This window comes from Pseudomonadota bacterium (assembly GCA_013285465.1).
In the GTDB taxonomy this organism is placed as follows: Bacteria; Pseudomonadota; Alphaproteobacteria; order Micavibrionales; family CSBR16-224; genus CSBR16-224.
Map to the genome: position 1 here is coordinate 1,453,221 of CP053449.1, position 26,033 is coordinate 1,479,253.

At 52.0% G+C, this 26,033-nt stretch carries 22 protein-coding genes and 1 tRNA gene; 12 read left to right on the forward strand and 11 right to left on the reverse strand.

Annotated elements, in window-relative coordinates; translation table 11 throughout:
• The first annotated feature begins 73 nt into the window (after positions 1–73).
• On the forward strand, positions 74–529 hold the full coding sequence (locus HND56_07160; protein ID QKK05475.1) for a hypothetical protein: 456 nt from the start codon (positions 74–76) through the stop codon (positions 527–529).
• A gap of 5 nt (positions 530–534) precedes the next feature.
• Here HND56_07160 and HND56_07165 read toward each other — a convergent pair whose 3' ends face one another.
• From HND56_07165 to HND56_07190, 6 genes are all read right to left on the reverse strand, one after another.
• Positions 535–1,242, reverse strand: a complete 708-nt coding sequence (locus HND56_07165; protein ID QKK05476.1) for an ABC transporter ATP-binding protein — start codon at positions 1,240–1,242, stop codon at positions 535–537.
• Positions 1,235–2,497 (reverse strand): lipoprotein-releasing ABC transporter permease subunit, encoded by a 1,263-nt coding sequence (locus HND56_07170; protein ID QKK06591.1) that lies wholly within the window; start codon positions 2,495–2,497, stop codon positions 1,235–1,237. The genes HND56_07165 and HND56_07170 overlap by 8 nt, the downstream gene beginning before the upstream one ends.
• Before the next feature lie 86 nt (positions 2,498–2,583).
• Positions 2,584–3,024 carry a hypothetical protein gene (locus HND56_07175; GenBank protein ID QKK05477.1) on the reverse strand — a complete coding sequence of 147 codons (441 nt, stop codon included), beginning with the start codon at positions 3,022–3,024 and terminating at the stop codon, positions 2,584–2,586.
• Positions 3,025–3,057: 33 nt separating this feature from the next.
• Positions 3,058–4,545 (reverse strand): proline--tRNA ligase, encoded by a 1,488-nt coding sequence (locus HND56_07180; protein ID QKK05478.1) that lies wholly within the window; start codon positions 4,543–4,545, stop codon positions 3,058–3,060.
• 21 nt (positions 4,546–4,566) lie between these two features.
• Complete coding sequence (locus HND56_07185; GenBank protein QKK04154.1) at positions 4,567–5,046, reverse strand: hypothetical protein; 480 nt, start codon at positions 5,044–5,046, stop codon at positions 4,567–4,569.
• Positions 5,043–5,285, reverse strand: a complete 243-nt coding sequence (locus tag HND56_07190) for a DUF1467 family protein (protein QKK05479.1) — start codon at positions 5,283–5,285, stop codon at positions 5,043–5,045. The genes HND56_07185 and HND56_07190 overlap by 4 nt, the downstream gene beginning before the upstream one ends.
• An 88-nt stretch (positions 5,286–5,373) precedes the next feature.
• Between HND56_07190 and HND56_07195 the strand changes: the two genes are divergently transcribed.
• Both HND56_07195 and HND56_07200 read left to right on the forward strand, forming a co-directional pair.
• Positions 5,374–6,075 (forward strand): ankyrin repeat domain-containing protein, encoded by a 702-nt coding sequence (locus tag HND56_07195; protein ID QKK05480.1) that lies wholly within the window; start codon positions 5,374–5,376, stop codon positions 6,073–6,075.
• Positions 6,065–6,748: an ankyrin repeat domain-containing protein gene (locus tag HND56_07200; protein ID QKK05481.1), complete on the forward strand. Its 684-nt coding sequence runs from the start codon at positions 6,065–6,067 to the stop codon at positions 6,746–6,748. Before HND56_07195 ends, HND56_07200 begins: the two co-directional genes overlap by 11 nt.
• Positions 6,749–6,812: 64 nt before the next feature.
• Here the strand turns inward: HND56_07200 and HND56_07205 are convergent, their stop codons facing one another.
• Positions 6,813–8,183: a hypothetical protein gene (locus tag HND56_07205; protein ID QKK05482.1), complete on the reverse strand. Its 1,371-nt coding sequence runs from the start codon at positions 8,181–8,183 to the stop codon at positions 6,813–6,815.
• Positions 8,184–8,322: 139 nt separating this feature from the next.
• Between HND56_07205 and alaS the strand changes: the two genes are divergently transcribed.
• Positions 8,323–10,998 (forward strand): alanine--tRNA ligase, encoded by a 2,676-nt coding sequence (alaS, locus tag HND56_07210; GenBank protein QKK05483.1) that lies wholly within the window; start codon positions 8,323–8,325, stop codon positions 10,996–10,998.
• 210 nt (positions 10,999–11,208) lie between these two features.
• Positions 11,209–11,982, forward strand: a complete 774-nt coding sequence (locus HND56_07215) for a hypothetical protein (protein ID QKK05484.1) — start codon at positions 11,209–11,211, stop codon at positions 11,980–11,982.
• Positions 11,983–12,094: 112 nt separating this feature from the next.
• Here HND56_07215 and HND56_07220 read toward each other — a convergent pair whose 3' ends face one another.
• A complete protein-coding gene (locus tag HND56_07220; GenBank protein QKK05485.1) occupies positions 12,095–12,319 on the reverse strand; it encodes a hypothetical protein in 225 nt (74 codons plus the stop codon).
• Between the two features lie 197 nt (positions 12,320–12,516).
• Here HND56_07220 and HND56_07225 point away from each other — a divergent pair, with 197 nt between their 5' ends.
• The 4 genes from HND56_07225 (at position 12,517) to HND56_07240 (ending at position 15,455) form a co-directional block, all read left to right on the forward strand.
• The gene (locus HND56_07225) at positions 12,517–13,263 is read left to right on the forward strand and encodes an ankyrin repeat domain-containing protein (protein QKK05486.1); all 747 of its coding nucleotides are present in this window, start codon (positions 12,517–12,519) and stop codon (positions 13,261–13,263) included.
• A gap of 91 nt (positions 13,264–13,354) precedes the next feature.
• Positions 13,355–14,014 carry a hypothetical protein gene (locus tag HND56_07230; GenBank protein ID QKK05487.1) on the forward strand — a complete coding sequence of 220 codons (660 nt, stop codon included), beginning with the start codon at positions 13,355–13,357 and terminating at the stop codon, positions 14,012–14,014.
• A gap of 72 nt (positions 14,015–14,086) precedes the next feature.
• Entirely contained in the window at positions 14,087–14,719 is a 633-nt protein-coding gene (locus tag HND56_07235; GenBank protein ID QKK05488.1) for an ankyrin repeat domain-containing protein, read from the forward strand.
• A gap of 112 nt (positions 14,720–14,831) precedes the next feature.
• A complete protein-coding gene (locus HND56_07240; protein ID QKK05489.1) occupies positions 14,832–15,455 on the forward strand; it encodes an ankyrin repeat domain-containing protein in 624 nt (207 codons plus the stop codon).
• On the opposite strand, the gene HND56_07245 is transcribed toward HND56_07240, so the two are convergent.
• The gene (locus tag HND56_07245) at positions 15,456–15,848 is read right to left on the reverse strand and encodes a hypothetical protein (GenBank protein QKK05490.1); all 393 of its coding nucleotides are present in this window, start codon (positions 15,846–15,848) and stop codon (positions 15,456–15,458) included.
• 101 nt (positions 15,849–15,949) lie between these two features.
• Between HND56_07245 and HND56_07250 the strand changes: the two genes are divergently transcribed.
• The 3 genes from HND56_07250 to HND56_07260 all read left to right on the forward strand — a co-directional run bounded on the left by HND56_07250 (position 15,950) and on the right by HND56_07260 (position 17,327).
• Positions 15,950–16,026 (forward strand) — tRNA-Pro (locus tag HND56_07250).
• A 24-nt stretch (positions 16,027–16,050) separates the two neighbouring features.
• A complete protein-coding gene (locus HND56_07255) occupies positions 16,051–16,416 on the forward strand; it encodes a bleomycin resistance protein (GenBank protein QKK05491.1) in 366 nt (121 codons plus the stop codon).
• Between the two features lie 38 nt (positions 16,417–16,454).
• A complete protein-coding gene (locus HND56_07260; protein ID QKK05492.1) occupies positions 16,455–17,327 on the forward strand; it encodes an alpha/beta hydrolase in 873 nt (290 codons plus the stop codon).
• Positions 17,328–17,383: 56 nt separating this feature from the next.
• On the opposite strand, the gene rpoC is transcribed toward HND56_07260, so the two are convergent.
• Positions 17,384–21,601, reverse strand: a complete 4,218-nt coding sequence (rpoC, locus tag HND56_07265) for a DNA-directed RNA polymerase subunit beta' (protein QKK05493.1) — start codon at positions 21,599–21,601, stop codon at positions 17,384–17,386.
• Between the two features lie 61 nt (positions 21,602–21,662).
• Positions 21,663–25,892, reverse strand: a complete 4,230-nt coding sequence (rpoB, locus tag HND56_07270; protein QKK05494.1) for a DNA-directed RNA polymerase subunit beta — start codon at positions 25,890–25,892, stop codon at positions 21,663–21,665.
• Between the last annotated feature and the right edge of the window lie 141 nt (positions 25,893–26,033).

Consider the following 26,033-nt stretch of genomic DNA (forward strand, 5'->3'; position numbering starts at 1 on the left):
TATATTTTCTGCTATTGTAATTATAACAAAAGTTATAACAACACCATTTAACCTTGGGGAGTACCAATCAGCCATGCATGACAAAAAGTCTCTGTCGCAAATTTTTGAGACCCATATTCAAGCGCAGGAAAGCAGCGCATCGCAGAAAGCCTTGAAAATGTTTTTTGCCGCCATGGATAATGTGCGCACGGTTCTGTCCGGGCAAGATATCCCCTTAACGGTTGATTTGCATCCCGTTGGTACGGAAAAAAATAACGTGATGCATGATCTGGGCGGCGTTTACGGCAAACCGCTTTATCAGGGCACGGCCAAAATCGGTGAAACGCTGAGCTTTCCGGTCACATTGTTCGGCGGGTTTACAGGCGAATACGGGGTAAAACTCGGCACGGTCAGCGCGAAAAACTTTACCAATGACGATACGATCGGCACTGTTCAGGAACATCTTGTACAGCATGCCGCACGCTATGTCGCTTTGCGGCAGGGTAATCAGACCCAAAAACGGCATCTTGACCGCCGCCATGGCCGGTAATTGACTTAAGCCGCGTCTTCCAGGGATGTTTTATCGTAAGGAATGATTTTCCCGTCTTTCAGGGTCAGGATACGGTCGGTTTTCTGCGCCAGCTCCATATTATGGGTGACGATCAGCGCCGCCAGCTGCAATTCCGACACCATGCGCTTCAGCAAGGCAAAGACTTCTCCCGCCGTTTTCGGGTCCAGATTCCCAGTCGGCTCATCCGCCAGCAGCAGCACCGGATTATTGGCCAGCGCCCGCGCAATCGCAACACGCTGCTGTTCCCCGCCCGACATTTCCGACGGATAATGCCCGCCGCGTTCGGCGATTTTGACCATTTTCAAAAGATCATCGGCATTCTGCCGCGCATCCGCTTTCGGTACACCGGCAATCAGCTGCGGCAATATCAAATTTTCCTGCGCGGTGAAATCCGACAGCAGATAATGGAATTGATAAATAAAGCCGATTTTTTCACGGCGCAGGCGTGTGCGGGTTTCATCATCCGCATGTTGCACAGCCATACCGTCCATATAAATCTCGCCGGATGTCGGACGGTCAAGAATGCCGGCAATCTGTAACAGGGTCGATTTCCCCGCACCGCTGGGTGCAACCAGCGCAACGCTTTCTCCCGCTTTAATCTCCAGATCGGCACCGGCCAGAATCTCCAGCGTACGACCGCCCTGCACAAAGCTTTTGGTAATATTTTTCAAAGACAGAATGGCTTTACTCATGGCGCAGCGCCTCCACAGGGTCAAGCCGTGCGGCTTTCCATGCCGGATAAATCGTCGCCGCCAGCGACAAAACCAGTGCCATCAGCACAATCGCGACAATTTCCCCCCGCTCTATTTTCGAGGGCAATTGCGACAGGAAATAGATTTCATCGGCAAACAGCTCGGTGCCCGTGAAACCCTCCAGCCATTTGCGGATCGATTCAATATTTGCGGCAATCAAAATCCCCAGCGTTGCGCCCAGAACCGTTCCCAGCACGCCGACTGCCGCGCCGGTATAAAAAAAGACCCGGATAATCATGCCGCGCGTTGCACCCATTGTGCGCAAAATCGCAATATCACGCCCCTTTTCCTTTACCAGCATGATCAGACTGGAAATAATATTAAAGGCCGCGACCAGAATAATCAGCGTCAAAATCAGGAACATCACATTGCGTTCGACCTTCAGCGCTGTATAGAAGCTGGCATTATTATCGCGCCAGTCGCTTATCCTTGCGTCCAGCGGTTGCGCAACACGTTCTGCCGCCGCACGGATCGTATCTATATCCGTTGCATCGGTTGTCATCACTTCCAGCCCGGAAACGCTGTCGCCGCGGCGGTAGAATTTCTGCGCGATTTCAAGCGGCATAAAGACAAAATTGGCGTTATATTCATACATGCCGACATCAAAAATCGTACCAATCGTGAATTTCCGCGCCGTCGGAATGGTCCCGAACGGGCTGGCACGCCCTTGCGGTGCGACAAGACGGATATCACTACCAATGCCGAGTGCAAAACGGTCCGCCATAACTTTCCCGATGGCAATTTTATCCTCACCGAAAGGCAAGGTATCATCCTGTACCAGAATACCGTCCGACAGGATCGGCTTGCGGGCAAAATCAGCCGGCAGAATACCGCGCACAACCACACCGCTGGCCGCACTGTTGCCTTGACCGACACTCATCAATGCCTGCCCCTCAATCACCGGCATCACACTGGTAATACCTTCAACACCCGTTTCCAGCGCTTTCTGCAAGGCATCATAATCCGATAACCCGCGATACTGCGCATCATGCACCATCATATGGCCGTTCAGCCCCAGAATACGGGTCACCAGATCCTCGCGAAAGCCGTTCATCACCGACATCACGACAATCAGCGCGGCAACGCCGATCATAATACCCAGCAACGAGAAAACCGCTGTCACCGAGATCATACGCTCGCGGCGGCGGGCGCTGAAATAGCGCATGGCGACCATTTTTTCAAAAGCCTGCGGCATCGTGGAAAACTGCTCCAAAAACGGGTTCAATTAAGTGCCCCACATTGGCGCAGGCATGGCTTTTTGTCAAGGAGATGCGGGGGAGATTATCCGCGCCCGCGTTTCAGATATTGGCGCAAGGTTTGATGGCGGTTATCGGCGGTTTGCCGTGCTTCCTCCAGTTTGGGGACATCCGCGGCGCGCACCAGCTCGGCGGGATATTCACGCATAAACATACGAATCCAGTCGCCCTGTTCTTCAAAGCCCTTCTGAATTCCCGCCCCGTTCAGCGTTGTATGGTCAAACGCGATTTCGCCCTGCCACAGAACCTCTTTTCTGGACGCATCGTTGAAAACCGTCAGCATATCGCCCTTTTCCAGCGCAATCAGCCCGTCCATACTGCGCTGCCCGTCCGGCCGCTCATATGTTGTATCATAAACAGCCCAGATGGAATGTGTCATGCCCTGCTCGCAAAAAGCCTCCAGCAGCCCCTCCACAACGGGAACGCCGTATTTTTTCAACGATGTCGGTTTTTTTGATGCTGTCATAGTCTGCATCTTACCGCAAACATATATATTATGTCAATAAGCTTTACCGACGATAACTTTTTTGCCGTCATCTGCGAAGGGCAGACAGCGCGGCGTGACGGAAAATTCCTGCATCAGTTTTTCAAACGCCTCTTCCTGCAGGAAGGCGGCATCAAAGCGCACCTGACCGATGCTGTCTTTGGCGGCAAAGAACTGATGCGCCTCGTCCAGCGTTTTCACGTCATGTACCATGCTTTCCGTGCGTTTCAGTGCCTGCTGATACATGCCGGTCTGCATCTCGTCCAGAATAGTTGTGATTTTGTTGCAGAAGGCATCGACGCTTTCCGTGGTTTTGCTGTCACGTCCGATATCGCGGCGGGTATGGGTGATATTGCCCTCTTCCATTTCGCGGCGGCCGATTTCAACACGCACGGGCACACCCTGTTTGATAGAACCCCATAATTTGTCCGGTGTTTTTTTGTCGCTGGCATCCAGATCAACGCGAATGCTTTGATTTTTCAAACGGCGCGCCAATGTTTCCGCATAATCCAGAATTTTGGCGCGGTCGGCATCATCATGGATAATCGGAATAATAATGACATGATGCGGCGCGACTTTCGGCGGCATGCGCATACCGTCATCATCGCCATGGGTCATAATCAATCCGCCGATCATGCGTGAAGACATGCCCCATGAGGTCGTCCATGCAAATTCCTCCCCGCCTTCGGCTGATTGATAGCGGATATTGGCGGAGCGGGAGAATGTTTGCCCCAGATCATGCGAGGTACCGCTTTGCAGCGCCTTGCCGTCTTGCAGCACAGCCTCGATCGTATAGGTCGCCGATGCGCCGGGGAAGCGTTCCTCCGGCGTTTTCTCGCCTTCAAAGACGGGAATTGCCATGACATTACGGGAAAATTCGGCATAGACTTCCAGCATACGGCGGGCATCGGCATTGGCTTCCTCAGCTGTCGCAAAGGCATTATGCCCTTCCTGCCACAGGAATTCCGCCGTGCGCAGGAACAGACGCGGACGCATTTCCCAGCGCATCACATTCGCCCATTGGTTCAGTTTCAGCGGCAGGTCGCGATAGGAATTGACCCATTTGGCAATGGTTTCACCGATAATGGTTTCCGAGGTCGGGCGGATAATCATCGGCTCCGCCAGTTCGCCGGCGGGGACAAGCCCCTTACCATCGGGCGCGGCTTCCAGACGGTGATGGGTCACGACCGCGCATTCCTTGGCAAAACCGTCAATATGCTCCGCCTCTTTCGCGATATAGCTCAGCGGAATCAGCAGCGGGAAATAGGCATTTTTTACGCCTTCATTCTTGATGCGGTCATCCAGTTCGCGCTGGAACAGCTCCCACACCGCATAACCATAAGGTTTGATAATCATACAGCCGCGCACCGGCGCATTTTCAGCCATATCCGCCGCTTTGATGACATTCTGATACCATTCGGGGAAGTTTTCCTCCCGCGTCGGGGTGACGGCAGTTTTAACTTTCTTCTGGCTGCCTTGCTTTTGCGCCGTTTGTGCTGTCATGTCTGTTACCCTTTTCGGTTTTTATTTATGTATATCTTTATACGCGCTGCCGGTGCTGTTATCCAGCGTTTTTTCCCGCTTTTCCGCGCAGAATGCCCGCAGCATTTCCTGCCCTTCGCCGGAAAGCGCCTGCCCGTTCACCAGCACGCGCCCGTCTTCAATGCGCATCGGAATGGGTTTGGTTTCCATTTGCACTCCCTGCGGTCTGGCAATACCAAGATAATCGGCCAGATCAATGCTCAGCGCAAATTCCATCGGCACATCCAGCACCGCCGCAGACGGATCGACATCCGCACCGACAACAGGTCTGCCATGCACATCAACGCCCGGCTGATAGGGCACATCCGCTGCCGGTTCATGGACAATGTAGAAACGGCAGAAGGCTTGCAGATCGTTCGGCTCCGTTGCTTTCACCGTCTCCGGTTCTCCCGCCAGAACCTTCAGACACAGCATCATAAACATCACAACAGCCAGCGGATACAACATGTAATATTTGATCATCCGAACATCTCCAAAAAAGACAGGTCGAAAATTTCAATGACCGCATACAGAACGGCCCAAACGACAAAGGCCAGCCCCGTTGTCAGAATAAATTTGCGTTTCAAATTCGGAACAGCAGGTGCGCCGCGGTCATGCCCGTGTTCCGGCGTATCCGGCGTGTGTGCGCCCAGCGGCAGAACGGTGAAGAGCATCACCCACCAGATCAGCAAATATGTCGCAATCCCTGTAAACCAATCCATCGCCGCGCCGCCTTATCTACTTTATTGACACATTATGCAAAATATGCTACAAATTTCGCTTACCATTCTTTACCAAAGAGGCAGCGGAATGTCATCCAGTTTGGGCGAAAAACTCATAAATACTGTGGAGAACGGCGATTTAGACGGCGTGCGCGACCTTGTGTTGAACCATAACGCCCCCGTCAATTACGCCAATGACGGCTGGACACCGCTGATCAAAGCCGCCAGCCGCGGATATATGGAGATGGTCCGCTTTCTTATCGAACATGATGCGGATCCCAATCTGCGATCCGGCGACCAGTGGACGCCCCTTTGGGGCGCAATTTCTTCGGATCATGACAATCTGGAGGTCGTGGAATATCTGCTGGACAACGGCGCCAATCCGCTCATCACCACAAAAGGAAAAACACCGGAAGCCTATGCGGCGGAAAAGAACAAACGCCTCGTCGTCATGGCTTTGAATGAAAGCCTGCGCTGGCAAAAGCTTGGGCCGCACCGTATCCAGAACCACAGTATCGAACCGCTGTTTGAAGTCACCCGCATTTTCAATTTTAAATCCATGAATGTGATGACGGTTATACAAGACCGTGACCATAAAACGATGAGCCATAGCGAAATGCATTTCTCCAACCCTGCCGTTGATCTTGAACTTCTACGGGAAGCCAAGGTAGAACTGCTGGAGCGTGGCGGTACACTTGATGACCGCGCCGTCAATGATGCGCTGATCAATTCACGTCATGGCCGCCGTTTGCACAATATCTCCCGCCGCGAGGCCAAAAATGGCCGATAATGCTTATACCGAAGCCTGTAAAAACGGCAATCTGGAGCTTGTCCGCCGTTATATTCAGGAGGAAGGATGCAGCCCGGATGATTGCGATTCCAAATACTGGACACCGCTGGTCGCCGCTGCCTATCACGGTCATGATGATCTGGTGGTGTTTTTAATTCAACAAGGTGCCGATCTGAACACGCGTGATGAGAATGACGGCTGGACACCCTTGATTTCCGCCTCCTATAAAGGGCACAGTAAAATCGTCGAAACGCTTCTTGAACAGGGCGCGGATCAATATCTGCGTGATAAAAAAGGCCGCAATGCCGCCGATCTTGCTGAAAAAGAAGGCCACAGCCGTATCGGCTTGTTGTTGAAGGCCGCCCGCAAATGGCGGGTTTTGTCCGATGAAAAAATCCAGCATTTCAGTCTGGACGGTGATTTAAGCGTCACCCGCACCTTCAATTTCCGCGCCATGAATGTGATGACGGTTGTCAGCAACACGGCAGACAAACTGCAAAGCCATCAGGAAAATGCTTTTTGCGATCCGTCCGTCGATTACGGTTTACTGCTGGAGGCCAAAGAGGAATTCCTGAAAACAGGCAAAAAAATCGATGAAAGCACTTTCAGTACGGCACTGAAATACCCGCTAAAAACCCGCCCTTCCCGTACAATTTCCCGCCGAAAAAACTAATTTCAGACAAAAAAAGGGCCGCGGCAATGCCGCAGCCCGGGAATTATAGGTCAGGCCTCTTGTCTTAACGTTTCGGGCCTTTTGCAGCCGCTTTCGGCTTCATATCGTTATTCGGTTTGTTTACCGCACCGGCAAACAGAACCGTACCTGTTTTGATGTCTTGCAATGCGAAGGCAAAAGAACGGTCAAATTTGATGTCAATCCGTTTCGGCGGCATCTGGATGGATGTCGCGCGGATCACGCCGATTGTCGTCACGGCGGCGGCTTCACTGCCTTCCTCATCGGTTTTGAACACAACATCATGCGTGACTTTGTTCACGGCCAGCTGTTCATTCTTTTCTTCAATCATGGCTTTCAGATCCGCACGGTCTTCGTCAAACACCGTGTTGATGCCCATTTCTTTCAGAACGGGGATCAGATCATGTTTTTGCTTGATATCCATATGCGGCAGCTCGACCTGACCGATCACGCGTTCAAACGCATTCGGGTCGGTCCATGCCGGAACCTGGCCATCGGCCTGATCGGACAGCCAGTCGCGTGCGGCATTGCTGTCATCTTTCGGGCGCATCAGCACCAGACGCATGGTCGGCTCTTTGCCTTCCTTATAGTCCTGCTCACCATAAGTCATGGCAACGGCTTCGTAATCGCCGCCGTCAAGATAGGTGATGTCGCCTTTTTCGCTGAAGTTTTGCTGCATCATCGGCGTATCCGAGATTGCACCGTCATCCGTTGTAAAGCCGCGATCTTCGGTCAGTGCCTTGTCGAATTTCTTCGTCCAGTCACCTTTAAAGTAAAGGGCGGAGGCCAGGATGGCGTAATCATCTTTTGTCAGTTTCTCAACGATATTGTCGATCAAACCATTGGTGTTATCGGATGCCCATTTGTTGATTTTCGCCGGAACCGTGGGGTCGGAAAAACGCTCGCCGTTGATTTCCGCATCGAAGATGTTTTTCAGATCGGCAGCGTAATTGCCGTTCAATGTCAGAATGTCATCATTCGTCCAGATACCGTTTGCGGTTTTCAGCGTCACTTGCTCTTTATTCGCATCCAGAATTTCCGTGTTTAGCGCAGCCAGTTTGTCAATTTCAGCGTCCATCGCAGCGGCATCGGTGCCGAACAGCGTTTGCGCCAGCTCTTCCTTGGTCTGACCATTGGCAGCTTTGGACAGCATTGATAAAGCCGTCGTTGCGTTATAGGACGACAAAACGAGATTGTCGGATTTGTCATCCTGATGTTTTGCGGCGGCTTTTGCAAAAACCAGCGCCAACTTGTTCAGCGTGTTGACTTCCGGCTTATATTGGCGGCCGGCCTCATGTTGCGGTTGTCCTTGTCTTGAATCGCGGGGCATTGCGTATCCTTCCTGAATATTCAAATGAATTGTCAAAATGCTTATAACGGCGCCAAGCGCCAGAATCATGCGTAATTTTCCGGTCATGGCTTTATTCACCTTTCATGCCGAGCGGTAGCAATAACATGTTTACGAAATACAAGTCAATACGCTCTTGCTGATTGAGGTAACTGTGCTATATTTCCTAGTGTTAGAACGCTTTCTAGATAGGTATGGACGGTAAAAAATGAAAACGACAAACGATATCCGCAAACATTTTCTGGACTATTTCAAAAAGGCCGGGCATGAAATCGTGCCGTCCAGCCCTTTGATTCCGCGCAACGACCCGACTCTGATGTTCACATCCGCCGGGATGGTGCAGTTTAAAAACGTCTTTACCGGACAGGACAAACGCCCCTATTCCACCGCATCAACGGCGCAAAAATGCCTGCGCGCGGGCGGTAAGCATAATGACCTTGAAAATGTCGGTTATACCTCGCGCCACCATACGTTTTTTGAAATGATGGGCAATTTCTCCTTTGGCGACTATTTCAAGGAAGGGGCGATCGAACATGCTTGGAACCTTGTCCATAAGGAATTCGGCTTGCCGAAAGACCGTCTAACCGTTACCGTCTATCATACCGATGATGAGGCTTTTGACCTCTGGAAGAAAATCGCGGGTTTCTCCGAAGATAAAATCATCCGCATCGCTACCAAGGATAATTTCTGGTCGGCAGGCGATACCGGCCCTTGCGGCCCCAGCACCGAGATTTTCTATGATCACGGCGACCATCTTTTTGGCGGTCCGCCCGGCACGCCGGAGGAAGACGGTGACCGTTTCGTTGAAATCTGGAATCTGGTCTTTATGCAATATGACCAGATTACGCCCTCGCAGCGCGAAGACCTGCCCAACCCGTCGATTGATACCGGCATGGGGCTGGAACGCATGGCCGCCGTTATGCAAGGCACGCATGATAATTACCAGATTGATCTGTTCAAAAACCTGATTGCGGCCTCCGTTAATCTGACGGGGCAAGCCGAGGACGGCGACCATGCCGTTTCGCACCGCGTTATCGCCGACCATTTGCGCGCCTCCTCTTTTCTGGTGGCGGAAGGCGTTTTGCCCTCCAATGAAGGTCGCGGCTATGTCCTGCGCCGTATTATGCGCCGCGGTATGCGTCACGCGCATCTGCTGGGGGCGGATGATCCGTTGATGCACCGCCTTGTGCCAACACTGGTCTCCGAGATGGGCGATACCTATCCCGAATTAAAGGAAGCGCAGGAACTCATTACCGAGACACTGCGCCTTGAAGAACAGCGATTTAAAAACACGCTGGAAAAAGGCTTGTCCCTGCTGGAGGCCGAAACCGCGAAACTGGGCGAAGGTGAAGCACTGCCCGGTGATGTTGCGTTTAAACTCTATGACACATTCGGATTTCCGCTGGATTTGACCGAAGATGTACTGCGCCGTGAACAAAACCGCGCCGTTGATAGTGAAGGTTTCGAAACCGCGATGGAAAAACAGCGCGAAGCCGCCCGCAAATCATGGAAAGGCTCCGGCGAAGCCGCAACGGAAGAGCTATGGTTTGAAATCCGTGAAGAAAGCGGCGCAACGGAATTCCTCGGCTATGACTGCGAAGAAGCCGAAGGCCGGATTACCGCTCTGGTCGATGCCAAAACCGGCAAACGCGTTGACAGCGCCAAAACCGGTGACGAGATTTTCGTCATTGTAAATCAAACGCCGTTTTACGGTGAATCCGGCGGTCAGGTCGGCGATACCGGTGTCATTAAAACCGCAAGCGGTGCGGAAATCGCCGTTAGCGATACGCAGAAAAAACTTGGTGCAATTTTCGCGCATCTTGGAATCGTCAAAACGGGCACAGTCAAAACAGGCGAAAATGCAACACTGACAATTGACGCGCAGCGCCGCCGCGATATCCGCGCCAATCACTCGGCCACCCATCTTCTCCATGCCGCATTGCGCCGCCATCTGGGCACGCATGTCGCGCAGAAAGGTTCGCTTGTTGATAATGAAAAGCTGCGTTTTGACATCAGCCAGCCTGTTGCCTTAACGGATGAGCAGATTGCCGTGATCGAGGCCGAGGTCAATGACCGCATTCGCGCCAATAGCGAAGTCACGACACGTCTGCTGCCGATTGACGAGGCACGTGAGGCAGGCGCCATCGCCATGTTCGGTGAAAAATATGATGACGAGGTCCGCGTACTGGCCATGGGCGGCACAGACCCCGACCATCCGTCCAAAGCCTATTCGATGGAGCTCTGCGGCGGCACGCATGTGCGGCGCACGGGCGATATCGGGCTTTTGAAAATCACCGCTGAAAGTGCGGTTTCCGCAGGGGTACGCCGGATCGAGGCTGTGACAGGCCGCGGTGCCTTTGCTTATCTGACGCAGCAAGCTGCAACATTGCAGCAGGTCGCGCAAAATCTGAAAGCCTCCCCTGCCGAAATTCCGGCACGTATCGAAACCTTGCTGGCAGAACGTAAAAAGCTGGAGCGTGACGTCTCCGATATGCGTCAAAAACTCGCCACCATCGGCGACGGCGGCGCAGCAAATAGCGGCGCTTCCGCAACCAAAGATGTGAACGGCATTCCCTTTGCCGCACGCGTCTTGCAGGATGTGCCGCCGAAAGAGTTGAAACCGATGGCGGATGCCCTGAAAAAGCAACTCGGCACAGGCGTCATCGCGCTGATCGCCGTCAATGAAGGCCGCGCCTCGCTGGTCGTCGGTGTCACCGATGATTTGACCGGAAAACAGAATGCCGTGGAACTTGTCCGCATCGGCGCGGAAGCCGTCGGCGGCAAAGGCGGCGGTGGCCGCCCCGATATGGCGCAAGCCGGCGGTCCGGATGGCGGTAAAGCCGATGACGCCATCCACGCCATAGAAACCGCTCTTGCAAGTTAAGTTACCGCGTTTATCTCCTCAGAAGTTGACATGATAGCCTCTTATGCTATGATGCGGCTGTGCTTGTTGGCAAGCCTGCTCGTTCGTGCAAAGATTTCATCGGCCAATATCAATAGATAATGTAACCTTATCAAGTTTGTTATCTGATCAAAGTTTACGAACGCTAAAATATTCAGATAATCGGCTTGAGTAACATAAGGATATGTTATCATGACACCTATAAACTTTTTCAAACTCCAAGCAAAAAATCTTTTCAAAGATTATAAAACCCAAACACCTTATATTGATGAGGTGAATGGCCGCTCCTACTACAAATACACCCCCCAATATTTCGATATAGAGCGCATTTCCTTAAAATATGATTGGGATGAAGAAAATTTCAGTCTAATGAAAGCACAGCATCTCTTTGCACTTATGCTCGGATTTGACAAATGGACACATTTAGTGAAAGCCTCAGATGTAGAATTAGAGCTCACGAAACTATTATGGGACAATCAACATAAAATTTCCTTAGAAGACTGGCAGATGTATATTGCCAACGTAGAATTCGATAACAGCATTACTCTCAGCACTACGGATGAAATAGAAATCTTGAAACAAGTCTTTATTAATGTGGATGGGCATCACAACCCTTTTGGAGACTATCGCCTGAAGAAAAACCGACACCGTGTAGCCGAGACACCACAGCAAACACCCACGATCAGCACAGCTCCGCAAATTACCTCTCTTCCCTTAGACCAGGCAAATCGTGCAGAATTCATCGAAGCAGCCAACAGAGTTTTTGAAGCCGTCATATGGCGAATGGAACCGAACAACCCGGAACAAACACGCAAACTTTGGAACGCAGAAAATTATATTGATAACCTTCTATTGACTGACGATATGCTGCCCATCAGCAAGGACTATGCGCTATCATTGATAGATGCTTTTTTGGTTCACCATGTCCTTGATCTCGCTGTGCAAGCCGACAAAATGGCGGCATAATCTTATGGATAACAAATTACAGAATTAACTCTCTAAATTTATAGAACAAGACAAAAAGAAAAGACTGCGGACATATCCGCAGTCTTTTTTTATTCTGATCTGTCAGAAGTAATCAGGCTTCGCTGACACCTGCGGCGTCTTCGTCCTCATCATCTTCTTCCAGTTCAAGCGTACCGCTGGGATCTTGCTCCAGCAGATCGGCGACTTGCTCATAAACATCAGCATTGTCGTTCATCTGCTCTTTCAGCGGCTCATTCTGTTCGCCGACATTGCGGAAAAAACCTGCGGCATCGCGCAGAAGCTTTACAGCAAGATCGGAATAGGTCGTTGTTGCCATTGTCTTTATATCCTTTTATCCGTTGTTTTCGTGTCCGTTGATTACCGTTCCGGAACTCCTTGTCCTTTTCCAAGACTATCACAGGCTTTTTCCTCTGTCACCCGCCCCCGCCAAGTTTTTTAAGATTCTCATGGATTATAACCGGATTCTTGACATCGCCAGCATTATGTAATATTGTATTTCCCTGAAACCAATATATGGATCAATGTAAAATGCCGACAAATGCCGGAGAAAATCCCGCCCAGTTCTTTTTGGATGCCGTAAAAAACGGCAGTAAAAGCGGCGTTGAGGCCGCATTGCAACTTGGCGTGCAGATTGATGCCCCGATCGACGGTGACCTGACGGCGCTGCATATTGCCGTACAGCAACGGGACTATGATATGGTTGTCGAATTGCTGGCGCAGGGCGCAAATCCCAATATTCCGGACAGTCTCGGCGATACGCCCCTGTTTCTGGCGGCAGGTTACGGCGAAGCCAAAATCCTGACAAAACTGATTGAAAAAAACGGTGATGCCGATGCATTGAACAGTAGCAAGGCGAATGCCCTGATGCGCGCCGCCTATCACGATCATGCCGAATGCTGCGAAATCCTGCTGAAACACATGAAAACACTGAGCATCGACCATCAGGACAATTCCTACAGCACCGCTGTCATGTGGGCGGTCATCAGCGGACGCACAAAAGCACTGGAAGTGCTGTTGCAGCACGATCCCGATCTGAGCTTGAAAGACGGGCAAAACCGTACGGCTTTCGGGGTTGCCTCATGGTTCGATATGCTGGATGCCAATAATATGATGATTGACCATCAGAAAAACAGCCTTGCCGTTGCTGCGAAAGCCGCTTTTTCCGCGCAGGAGGCCGCCGAAAAACAAGCCCGCAACGAAACCCAGACCAGCAACCGCGTTAACCGTCATGCCGCCTTGCGCAGCTATCTGCGGCGCTGATTTTCCCTTTCTCCCCCCTTGCATTTCATATCAGGCGTGGTAAAGTGCCTCGTCATTTCGGAAATATATTAATGCAATTAAGGAGCAGCTCATGGGTGATATCAGTTTTGACTTTTCCAAGGAAGACCGTTTCCGCAAAATAACGTACGGAGCCGGTCTTGTCGGTGCCGTCGCAACAGGTGTCACAGCAGCTGTGCTTGGCGTTGCCGCAACACCGCTGGCCGCAGCAGGCATGATTGTCGCAGGCGGCGTTGCCACGGCCGTTGTCCTGCCTGCAGCCGCAACCGCCGCTTTCGGCCTGCTGTACACCGCCGCAAAAACCGTTGCTGCCGTCGGCAGTTGCCTGACACCTTCCGGCTTTAAGAAACAGCAATTCTATGCCAAAAATCGCAATCAATCCGTGATCGGACGCATTATCGGCAAAGGCCTGAAAGCCGGGAAAGAAGCCGGCGGTATGTCTTTGCTGCTGACAGCCGCTCTTGCGGGAAGTTCGGCCAAAGCCCTCTTCTACACGCCTTTCGTAGAACTGAAACAGGCCATCGGCAATCTCACCTCAGGTAAAGCCGAAGAGAAACCTGCCGCAACAACGCCTGCGACCCCGAAAGCTGCGGCACCGAAAACAAAAACGCAGAAAAATCTGGGTAAAACGGCAACGGAAAGCTTTAAGCCCGCGCCGAAAACGGCCAATGACGATCAGGCGCCGAAAACTGCTGCCAAACAGACGAAAAAGCGCGGCGGCCCGAAGAAATAACAGCGCCAATAATTGACATAATAATACAAATATTCTATACTCCATTCGCATCGTTGTGAATGGAGTATTTTTATGTCCGAATTGCAAAAAACCGTGAATGAGCATTTACGCGAAGCCGCGCAAATCGGCAATATCGCACTTATGCAGGACGCTCTGGATAACGGTGCGGAGATTCACCACGATCATGACAGCGCCCTGCAATGGGTCTGCTATAACGGTCATCGTGAGGCGGCGGAATTTCTGCTGGATAACGGCGCCGATCCGCACGCCGATGGCGGCAAGCCACTCAAACATGCCGCAGAACAGGGACGCTATAGCATTGTTCTGTTGCTGCTGGAGCGCGGAGCGGCATTCTCCACACTCAGCACGGCCATGCAGGTCAAATATGCCGGAGCTTTAGAAGAAAGCAAACTGGCGCAGGTTGAAGAACGGTTGAAAAATCCCTATCAGCTTTTCAACGACCATACCGTACTGAAATTTGAAGGCCGCATCCGCGAGATCGGCGATCTGCATAAAATTTTTGATTTCTCCGCCCGTACCGTCACACAGATGGTCGGTAAAACCCCGGCAACACCGCTGCTGTTTTCGCAGTTCCGTGACAACCGTGACGAAATTATGGACGCCTATGATTGGCTGAAATCCCAAGATAAAAACCCTCCCGCCCCCTTCACCGCTGTACAGCGCAAAGTCAGACACAACCGTTAATCCGGTTTTTTATTGCATTCCCTTATAATTTTTTTCATATACTGCCCTCAACAGGACAGTTTAAAAATCTTTAAAAAACAGGACGCTTTCAAACACGAAAGCGGCAGAAACAATGGATCAACAATCCTTTTGGACTCTGAATCTGGTCAGATATGCCAAAATCGGCGATGTCGAAGGCATTCTCACGGCGCTGGAAAAAGACGCGGATATTCATTATCAGGGTGATTCCGCCCTGCAATGGGCCTGTAATAACGGCAATTTTGACGCTGCCAAATGCCTGCTGGAAAACGGTGCCGACCCGCTTGGTCCCGTGCCGATCAGATGCGCCGCACAAAACGGGCACACCGATATTCTACGGCTGTTGCTGGAATATGGCGCAGACTACACCACCCTGCCCGAAGAGGAAAAGCTGCGGCATATGGAATTATTGGTCGCCTTTCGAACGGAAAGCAAAGAAAGACGCCTCGCCGACCCCTACCAGATTCTGAATGACAATGTCGTTGTCAAATTTGAAGGACAGGCGGAAAAACTGGGAGAGCTGTGCAAGATTTTTGACTTTGCCGCCCGCACGGTGACCCAGACTGTCGATAAACACCCTGCGCATCCTTTGATGTTTGATGATTTCCGCAATAATCGCGGTGAAATTATGGCGGCCTATGACTGGCTGAAAAAGCAGGGGAAGGATGTACCGCATCCCTTTATCACCGGCAACACACGCAATATCCGCCGCCGCTGATTATTCCTCTTCCACCACCTGTTCAAGAACCGGCGGCGCATCCATACCCGTTTCCGGCTTTGGTACGGCTTCCAGAAGATAAGTATAATAAATCAGCAGGGCCAGCACGATCAGGCTACGCGTCACCGTATCGGAGACAGGCTTGTCGTAGCGCAGAAAAATGCGGTGTACGGGCGGGAAGCAAAACAGCAAAGCCGTAATGATCGTGAAATAGCCGGTATAGCCCAGCTCTACCGGCGGATGATTGAAGAAATAATACAGGCAATAGGCAAAAATACCCCACATCCATGCTGTGCGGAATTTATAGGCAAAACCTTCCGCAACCGCGCTGCTGCTCTCTGTTCGCGCGCTTTGGGATGGTTTCTCCGCTTTGTCTGTCTCTTTTTCTGTCATCACAGGAATTATTTTATGCTGAACGCGAAATTCGCGCAAATTTTTTCAATGACAAAGCCTTTCTTATCAATTATATTACCGATGCTTTCATTATAAAGAGTCGGGGCGTGGCGCAGTCTGGTAGCGCGCTGCCTTCGGGAGGCAGAGGCCGGAGGTTCGAATCCTCTCGCCCCGACCATTTTTTTCTCAAAGCTGACACACCATGATCAAATCCACCAAATATGTGATTGCCGTCCTCGACCTTGAGGCTTCCGCGGAATATTACCAAAATATTCTGGGCTTTGAGGTGCGGGAGATCGGCGACCCCGGCTGGCGTTTTTTTGTCAAAGACAATTGCTGCATCATGGCGGGTGAATGCCCCGACGCCACCCCTGCGGGCGCGCTGGGCGACCATTCCTATTTCGCCTATTTTGAGCTGGATGATATTGATGCCTATTTCGAAACCGTCAAATCCGCAGGCGGCGAGATTCTGAAACCGCTGCGCGATGAAGACTGGGGCATGCGCGAATTTGCCCTGCGCACCATTGACGGTCACCGCATCATGTTCGGGCAGGAACTGGATTTTTAATCCTTGCCACCGCCCCGCCCTGTTTCTAAACTTCTCTCATGTCTTACAGCGAAGGATATTTCTACGGGCTGGACAGCGCCGGATTTCATAAACTCGTCTATAGCGACTGGGGCGCGAAAGACGGGCGGCTGATGATCTGCGTGCACGGGCTGACGGGAAACGGCTTTGATTTCGATTACATTGCCCCTGCCTTGGTCGAAAAAGGCTACCGCGTTATCGCCATTGATCTGCCGGGGCGCGGACGCAGTGATTTTCTCAAAAACCCGCTGGATTACAATTACGCGCAATATTGCCATGACCTTGCCGGATTGCTGGCGCATCTGGGTGTGAACAAGCCGGGCAGCGTTGACTGGCTGGGCGTGTCGCTGGGCGGCTTGCTGGGTATGCGCCTTGCCGGTATTCCCTTTTCGCCGATCGGGCGGCTGATTTTAAATGATGTCGGGCCGGAAGTGCCGCAGCCTGCACTGGATTTCATTTATGATGTAATTTCCAGAAGCTACCGCTTTGACGATATTGCCGCGCTCCAGCAGCGCATGCGCGAAACCCGCGGCTTGTCATGGGGACCGATTACGGATGAACAATGGCGGCATATGGCGCAGCATAATGCACGCCCATTGGAGGGCGGTGGCGTGACCTATGCCTATGATCCGAAAATCGCGGTGATTTTTGAAACCCAGCCGATCGGCGAGCTTGACCTGTGGCCGTTCTGGGATCATATCAAATGCCCCGTGCTGACGCTGCATGGCGGACAATCCTTTCTCCTGACACAAGAGATCATTGAAAAAATGCGCAAACGCGGCGGCGGCAAAAAAATGGATGTGATCAGCTTTCCCGATTGCGGTCATGTGCCTTCGCTGATGGCGCCCAATCAAATCACCGCCGTCACGGACTGGCTGGATAAAACTCCGTAAAAAAACAAAGAGCGGCAGTTTCCTGCCGCTCTCTATTTGTCTTTTTGTCAGGCGTGTTACGCGGAAGCGGCTTTGCCTCCGGTTGTTGTTTCTTCGCCTTCCTGCTGATCTTCAAGCTGGACAGCCGCTTCGGCAGCCTGCTCTTCGATCATCGTATGGGCAGCCATCGCGACTTTGTCACGCTCGGCAGCGATACGTTTCAGCGTATGAACAACCGAACCCGTACCGGCCGGGATCAGACGACCAACGATGACGTTCTCTTTCAAGCCTTGCAGACGGTCAACCTTACCATTGACAGCTGCCTCGGTCAGGACACGTGTTGTTTCCTGGAACGATGCGGCAGAGATGAAGGAACGCGTCTGCAGGCTGGCTTTGGTGATACCCTGCAAGACAGGAATCGCCGCCGCAGGCTGTTTGCTTGCCTCGCGCATTTTCGCATTGGCTTCTTCCAGCTCCAGACGGTCAACCTGTTCACCGACAAGATATGTGGTTTCACCCGTTTCCGTGATCTCCATTTTCTGGAGCATCTGACGTGTGATGACCTCGATATGCTTATCACTGATACGAACACCCTGCAGGCGGTAAACCTCCTGAATCTCGTTAATCAGGTAATGCGCCAGTGCCTCGACACCGAGAGCGGCCAGAATATCATGCGGAACCATGTTACCGTCAATCAGCGCATCACCCTTGCGGACATAGTCGCCTTCATTCACGGCAATATGCTTGCCTTTCGGTACCAGATATTCTTTCGGCTCGCCTTTGCCATCCGTCGGACGGACAACAATACGGCGTTTCGCCTTGTAATCCTTACCGAATTCGACCTGACCGTCGATTTCCGAGATGATCGCGAAGTCTTTCGGACGACGCGCTTCGAAAAGCTCGGCCACACGCGGCAGACCACCGGTAATGTCACGCGTTTTCGATGTTTCGCGCGGAATACGGGCAATCACGTCACCGGCCTTGACCTCTGCGCCATTCTCAACGTTCAGAATGGCACCGACAGGCATGTAGTAATTGGCTTCCATGCCGCTGGGCAGGACGACCAGTTTACCTTTTTTATCGACCAGCGAGATACGCGGCTTCAGCTGTGCACCTTTCGGCTGCTGACGCCAATCGGCGACAACTTTCGAAGAGATACCCGTTGCTTCGTCCATTTCCTCATTGATCGAGACGCCTTCCATCAGGTCGCTGTACTGGACGATACCGTCTTTCTCAATCAGAATCGGCACAGTGTACGGATCCCATTCAGCCAGCTTCGCACCTTTCTTGACTTGCTCTTCTTCTGCAACCAGAAGCTTCGCGCCGTAAGGCAGACGGTGTGTTGCTTTTTCCACGCCGTTTTTGTCGATCAGCACCACTTCGGTGTTACGCGACATCACGATCTGGACGCCGTCACTATTGGTGACGATGTTTTTGTTGCGGATATTGACGGTTGCCGGGAAAGCGGCTTCAACAGCGGTCTGCATCGCACCACGCTGTGCCGCACCACCGATGTGGAATGTCCGCATCGTCAGCTGCGTACCGGGCTCACCAATGGACTGTGCCGCCATAACACCGACAGCCTCGCCCATATTGACTTCCGTTCCGCGCGCAAGGTCACGACCATAGCAACGTCCGCAGATACCGTTTTCAGGCGCTTCACATGTCAGGACAGAACGTACCAGCACGGAATCGATACCGGCTGTTTCGATTTGCTCGGACATTGCCTCATCCATCATTTCGCCGGCTTTAACGAGTACCGTTCCCGAAAGCGGATCCAGCACGTCAACAGCAGCCGTACGGCCAAGAACGCGCTCGGACAAGCTGACGATCACGTCACCACCCTCAATAACCGGGCTCAGCGTAATACCTTTATCCGTGCCGCAATCGACATGCGAGATAATGGCATCCTGCGCAACATCGACAAGACGACGCGTCAGGTAACCGGAGTTTGCCGTTTTCAGAGCCGTATCAGCCAGACCTTTACGGGCACCGTGGGTGGAGTTAAAGTATTCCAGCACCGACAGACCTTCTTTAAAGTTCGAGATAATCGGCGTTTCGATAATTTCACCCGACGGTTTCGCCATCAAGCCACGCATACCGGCAAGCTGACGCATCTGTGTGGTGGAACCACGCGCGCCCGAATGCGCCATCATATAGACGGAGTTCATCTGCCCGTTTTCATCCGGGGCGGAAATCGCTTCCATCATTTTCTCGGTAACGCGGTCGGTACAGGTTGCCCAGATATCGACGACTTTGTTGTATTTCTCGCCTTTCGTAATCAGACCTTCCTGATACTGCATCTCGTATTCCTTGACGCGCTCATTCGCTTCATCAACAAGCGGCTGTTTCGCATCCGGAATAATCAGGTCGTTTTTACCGAAAGAGATACCGGCCTTACAAGCGTAACGGAATCCGGTGGCCATCATGCGGTCACAGAAGATAACCGTACGTTTCTGGCCGCAATGGCGGTAAACAACATCGATCAGGCTGGAAATTTCTTTCTTGGTCAGAACACGGTTGATGACCTCGAACGGAATTTCGTGGCTTTTCGGCAGCAGTTCCGACAACAGCAGACGACCCGGCGTGGTTTCGACCAGATTAACGGTCGCATTGCCGTCGGCATCCACATTGTGGTAACGCGCTTTGACTTTCGCGTGCAGAGAGACGGCACCGGCATCCAGCGCATGCTGCAATTCACCGGAATCCGTAATCAGCATACCCTCACCCGGCATACCGTCCACCGCAAGCGACAGATAGTAAAGCCCCAGAATGATATCCTGTGACGGCACGATAATCGGCTTACCATCGGCAGGACGCAGGATGTTGTTCGTGGACATCATCAACACGCGTGCTTCCAGCTGTGCTTCAACAGACAGCGGTACGTGAACAGCCATTTGGTCACCATCAAAATCGGCGTTGAAAGCTGTACAGACCAGCGGGTGCAGCTGAATGGCTTTACCCTCGACCAGTACCGGCTCAAATGCCTGAATACCAAGACGGTGCAATGTCGGCGCACGGTTCAGAAGAACCGGATGCTCACGGATAACTTCGGAGAGGATATCCCATACTTCCGGACGTTCCAGCTCGACCATCTTTTTCGCGGCTTTGACCGTATTGGCAAGTCCGTAAAGTTGCAGACGGTTATAGATAAACGGCTTGAAGAGTTCCAGCGCCATTTTCTTTGGCAGACCGCATTGGTGCAGCAATAGCTCCGGACCAACCACGATAACCGAACGGCCGGAATAATCGACACGTTTACCAAGCAGGTTCTGACGGAAACGACCTTGCTTCCCTTTCAGCATATCGGAAAGAGATTTCAGAGGCCGTTTGTTCGTGCCGGTAATAACGCGACCGCGGCGGCCATTGTCAAACAACGCATCAACAGCTTCCTGCAGCATCCGTTTTTCGTTCCGGATAATGATATCCGGCGCACGCAGTTCGATCAGACGCTGCAAACGGTTGTTACGGTTGATCACGCGGCGGTACAGATCATTCAGATCAGATGTCGCAAAACGACCGCCATCCAGCGGCACCAGCGGGCGCAGTTCCGGCGGAATAACCGGAACAACGTCCAGAATCATCCATTCCGGGCGCGTACCGGATGCAATAAAGGCTTCCAGCAGCTTCAAGCGCTTGATCAGCTTTTTGCGTTTGGCTTCGGAATTGGTTTCCGCCAGTTCCGTTTCAACTTTCACGCGTTCGTCTTCCAAATTGACCGTCAGCAGAATTTCGCGCAGCGCTTCAGCACCGATACCGGCCTGGAAGCTGTCTTCGCCGTATTCATCCTGCATCTCCATATATTCCTGTTCGGAAATAATCTGGTTCGGCTTCAGTGCCGTCAAGCCCGGATCAATCACGATATAGCTTTCGAAATACAGAACTTTTTCAAGATCTTTCAGCGTCATATCCATCATCAGACCGATACGGCTGGGCAGGGATTTCAGGAACCAGATATGTGCCACCGGTGCAGCCAGCTGGATGTGCCCCATACGGTCGCGGCGGACTTTTGACAGCGTCACTTCAACGCCGCATTTCTCACAGATAATGCCTTTGTATTTCATGCGCTTGTATTTGCCGCAAAGACATTCGTAATCCTTTACAGGGCCAAAGATACGGGCACAGAAAAGGCCGTCTTTTTCCGGTTTGAATGTCCGGTAATTGATGGTTTCCGGCTTTTTGATTTCACCGTAAGACCAGGACAAAATCTGTTCCGGGCTTGCAATGGAAATTCTAATCTGGTCAAAGCTCTGGGGGCCGCTGACCTGGCCGAAAAGATTCATCACTTCATTCATCGTCTCGTCTCCTAAAAAATCTTGAGTAACGCTTTTGTTGTTGTCGATAACCTTTTTCGGCTTACAAACCGCTCTGTTTCAGGTCAACATTCAGACCCAGAGCCTTCAATTCCTTGATCAGGACGTTAAAGGATTCCGGAATACCGATCTCGAAGGTATCTTCGCCCTGAACAATCGACTCATAAGCCTTTGTCCGTCCGGCGACATCATCCGATTTGACCGTCAACATTTCCTGCAACGTATAGGCTGCACCGTAAGCTTGCAGCGCCCAGACCTCCATCTCCCCGAAGCGCTGGCCACCGAACTGGGCTTTACCGCCCAGCGGCTGCTGCGTAACAAGAGAATACGGTCCGATGGAACGCGCGTGGATTTTGTCATCCACCAAGTGGTGCAGTTTCAGCAGATATTTGTAACCGACGGTGACTTTACGGTCGAATTGTTCGCCCGTCCGTCCGTCCGTCAGTGTCACCTGCCCCGATACATCCAGACCGGCTTTTTCCAGCAACACGTTAATGTCGGCTTCGTTTGCGCCGTCAAAAACAGGTGTCGCATAAGGAACGCCGCCGCGCAGGTTATCAGACATTTCAAGCAGTTCTTTGTCATCAAGGGTTTTGATGTCCGTTTTGAATGTCTCCTCGCCATAAGCATCCTGCAGTTTGCTCTGCAGATCCTTGCGCGCCTGTGTTTCGGTTTTGGCATCGTTGCGGTCCTGCGCATCATAGATGCGGTCCAGAACTTCACCGATCTGCTTACCAAGCTGTGCGGAGGCCCAGCCCAGATGCGTTTCCAAAATCTGACCGACATTCATCCGGCTCGGTACACCAAGCGGGTTCAGAACCAGATCAACAGGCGTACCGTCTTCCAGATACGGCATGTTCTCCATCGGCATAATTTTCGAAATAACACCTTTGTTTCCGTGACGTCCGGCAACTTTATCACCGGGCTGCATTTTGCGTTTCACGGCAACGAAGACTTTCACCATCTTCATCACGCCCGGCATCAGTTCGGCACCGCGTTGCAGTTTGTCGACCTTGTTTTCGAAGCGGTTATTCAGGTCTTCGATCGCTTTGTCAAAGCTGATACCCATTTCTTCGATATTTTCCATGGTCTTTTCATGGTCGACAACGATTGCACGCAGCTCGGTTTTCTTCAAACCTTCAAGGTCGCTTGCCTTGATGCTGTGGCCTTTTTTCATACCGGCAGCGGCTTTCACCAGTGATTTTCCGACCAGCTCATCTTTCAGACGGCGGTAGAAGCCACGCTCGTAAATGCTGCGCTCGTCATCGCGATCTTTTGCCAGACGGGCGATTTCTTCACGCTCAATCGCCATCGCACGCTGATCTTTCTCAACGCCGCGGCGAGAGAAGACGCGTACATCAACAACCGTACCGGCAACACCGGGGGGCAAACGCAGTGACGTGTCTTTCACATCAGAAGCTTTTTCACCAAAGATGGCGCGCAGAAGTTTTTCTTCCGGCGTCATCGGGCTTTCACCTTTCGGTGTCACTTTACCGACCAGAATATCGCCCGGAGACACTTCAGCACCGATATAAACGATACCCGCCTCATCCAGGTGACGCAGGCTTTCTTCACCGGCATTCGGAATGTCACGGGTGATTTCTTCCTGACCCAGTTTGGTGTCACGCGCCATAACCTCGAATTCTTCGATATGCACCGAGGTGTAAACATCATCGCGGACGATGCGCTCGGAAATCAGGATCGAATCCTCAAAGTTGTAACCGTTCCACGGCATAAAGGCACACAGAACGTTCCGGCCCAGTGCAAGTTCACCCAGACTTGTGGACGGGCCATCGGCGATAATGTCGCTGGCTTTTACCACGTCACCGACTTTGACCAGCGGGCGCTGGTTAATGCAGGTGTTCTGGTTGGAACGCTGGAATTTGCGCAAAGTGTAGATATCAACTGTCGAACGGTCATCTTCTTTAATGTCTGTAGCGCGCACAACAATACGCTGTGCATCAACCTGATCGACGACACCGTCACGGCGTGCCGTTACGGCAGCACCGCTATCGCGGGCGACTGTTGCTTCCATACCCGTCCCCACCAGCGGCGCATCAACGCGCAGCAGCGGTACGGCCTGACGTTGCATGTTCGACCCCATCAGGGCACGGTTGGCATCGTCATTTTCAAGGAAGGGAATCAACGCCGCAGCAACAGATACCATCTGTTTGGGTGATACGTCGATAAAGTCAATCGCATCGCGCGGCGACATCACGTTCTCACCGTTGATACGGCAGGAAACCAGCTCCTGTACAAAGGCACCTTTTCCATCCAGCTCGGCATTGGCCTGAGCAATCGTATATTTGCCCTCTTCCATGGCCGACATATAAACAACTTCATCGGTCACTTTGCCGTTTTTAATGCGGCGATACGGGCTTTCGATAAAGCCGTATTGGTTGACTTGCGCATAGGTGGACAGGCTGTTGATCAGACCGATATTCGGACCTTCCGGCGTTTCAATCGGGCAGATACGGCCATAATGGGTCGGGTGAACGTCACGGACTTCAAAACCGGCACGCTCACGCGTCAGACCGCCCGGTCCAAGCGCCGACAGACGGCGTTTATGCGTAATTTCCGACAGCGGATTGGTTTGATCCATAAACTGCGACAGCTGCGAAGAGCCGAAGAATTCACGGACAGCAGATGCCACCGGCTTCGCATTAATCAGATCATGCGGCATAACCGTATTGATATCGACAGAACCCATACGCTCGCGAATCGAACGCTCCATACGCAGCAGACCGAGATGGAACTGGTTTTCCATCAACTCACCGACCGAGCGGACACGACGGTTACCAAGGTGGTCAATATCATCCACATCGCCCTTACCGTCTTTCAGATCGACAAGGATTTTCAGAATGGCCAGAATGTCTTCGTTCCGCAGAACACGCAGCTGGTCATCGGTTTCCATGTCAAGGCGCGCATTCATTTTAACGCGGCCAACGGCAGAGAGATCATAACGCTCCGGATCAAAGAACAGGCTTTGGAACAATGCGTCGGCGGATTCCAGCGTCGGCGGCTCGCCGGGACGCATCACGCGGTAAATATCCATCAGCGCGTCAAGGCGGCTGGTGCATTTATCAACTGCCAGCGTGTTGCGGATATAGGGGCCGGAATTCGCGCCGTCAATGGCAAGAATATCCAGAACATCCAGACCGGCTTTTTCCAGCGTTTTGAAAGACTTTTTCTCAAGCTCGTCACCGGCTTCAAACAGGACTTCGCCGGTTTTTTCATCAACGATGTCATGGGCGACAAAGGCGCCGCACAGTTCTTCTGCCGTAACCAGATGCTCTTTCAAGCCGTCTTCGGCCAGCATTTTCGCTTTGCGTGCCGTGACTTTCGTACCGGCATCCAGCAGAACCTTTCCGGTTTTCGCGTCAACCAGATCGTAACCCAGCTTCACGCCGCGGTAACGCTCGGGATCATAGGCGCAGACCCATCCGTCTTTGGTTTTCTTGTAAGCGATCGTGGTGTAGAAGAGATTCAGAATTTCCTGTTTCGTAATGCCCTGAATTTTATCGGGCTCGACAGGCTTACCGGATTCAAGCTGTTTGATACGGTATTTTGCGGATTCTTCATTATCCAGCGCCATCAGCAGCGTTGTCACCGGCAGTTTGCGGCGGCGGTCAATACGGACATAAACAACGTCTTTGGCATCAAATTCAAAATCAAGCCAAGAACCGCGGTAGGGAATAACGCGCGCGGCAAACAGGTATTTACCGGAAGAATGCGTTTTACCGCCGTCATGGTCAAAGAAAACACCCGGGCTGCGATGCATCTGGGAAACGATCACGCGCTCGGTTCCGTTAATCACGAATGTACCGTTTTCAGTCATCAGCGGCATGTCTACCATATAGACATCCTGCTCTTTAATGTCATGGATCGAACGCAAGCCCGTATCTTCATCAATGTCAAAGACCGTCAGGCGCAACGTCACACGCAGGGGCGCAGCATAATTCATGTCGCGGTGCTGACATTCCTCAACGTCATATTTCGGCTCTTCCAGCTCGTATTTGACGAAATCAACTTCGGCGCGCTCGGAAAAGTCACGCACCGGGAAAATTGTTTTGAAAGCTTCTTCCAGACCTTCGCGCGCACGCTGGCTGGCCGGAATGTCCATTTGCAGGAATTTTTCGTAGGAACTGCGCTGAACCTCGATCAGGTTCGGCATCTGGCAGACTTCGCCGATTTTACCAAAGCTGCGGCGTACGCGTTTGCGGCCTGTAAAGCTGTGGTTGACGGATTGAATTGCTGGTTTCTTTGCACTCATTATTTTTTCCCCTTTGCTGCAACTTGGCAACACCGTTTATCGTGTTAATCTTTAGATACGACAACACCGCACGCCTTCCTGCTACTATTGCCTGGAAGCTGCGGTTCTTTAATAAAAACTGCGGTTTAAAACACGCCCCTT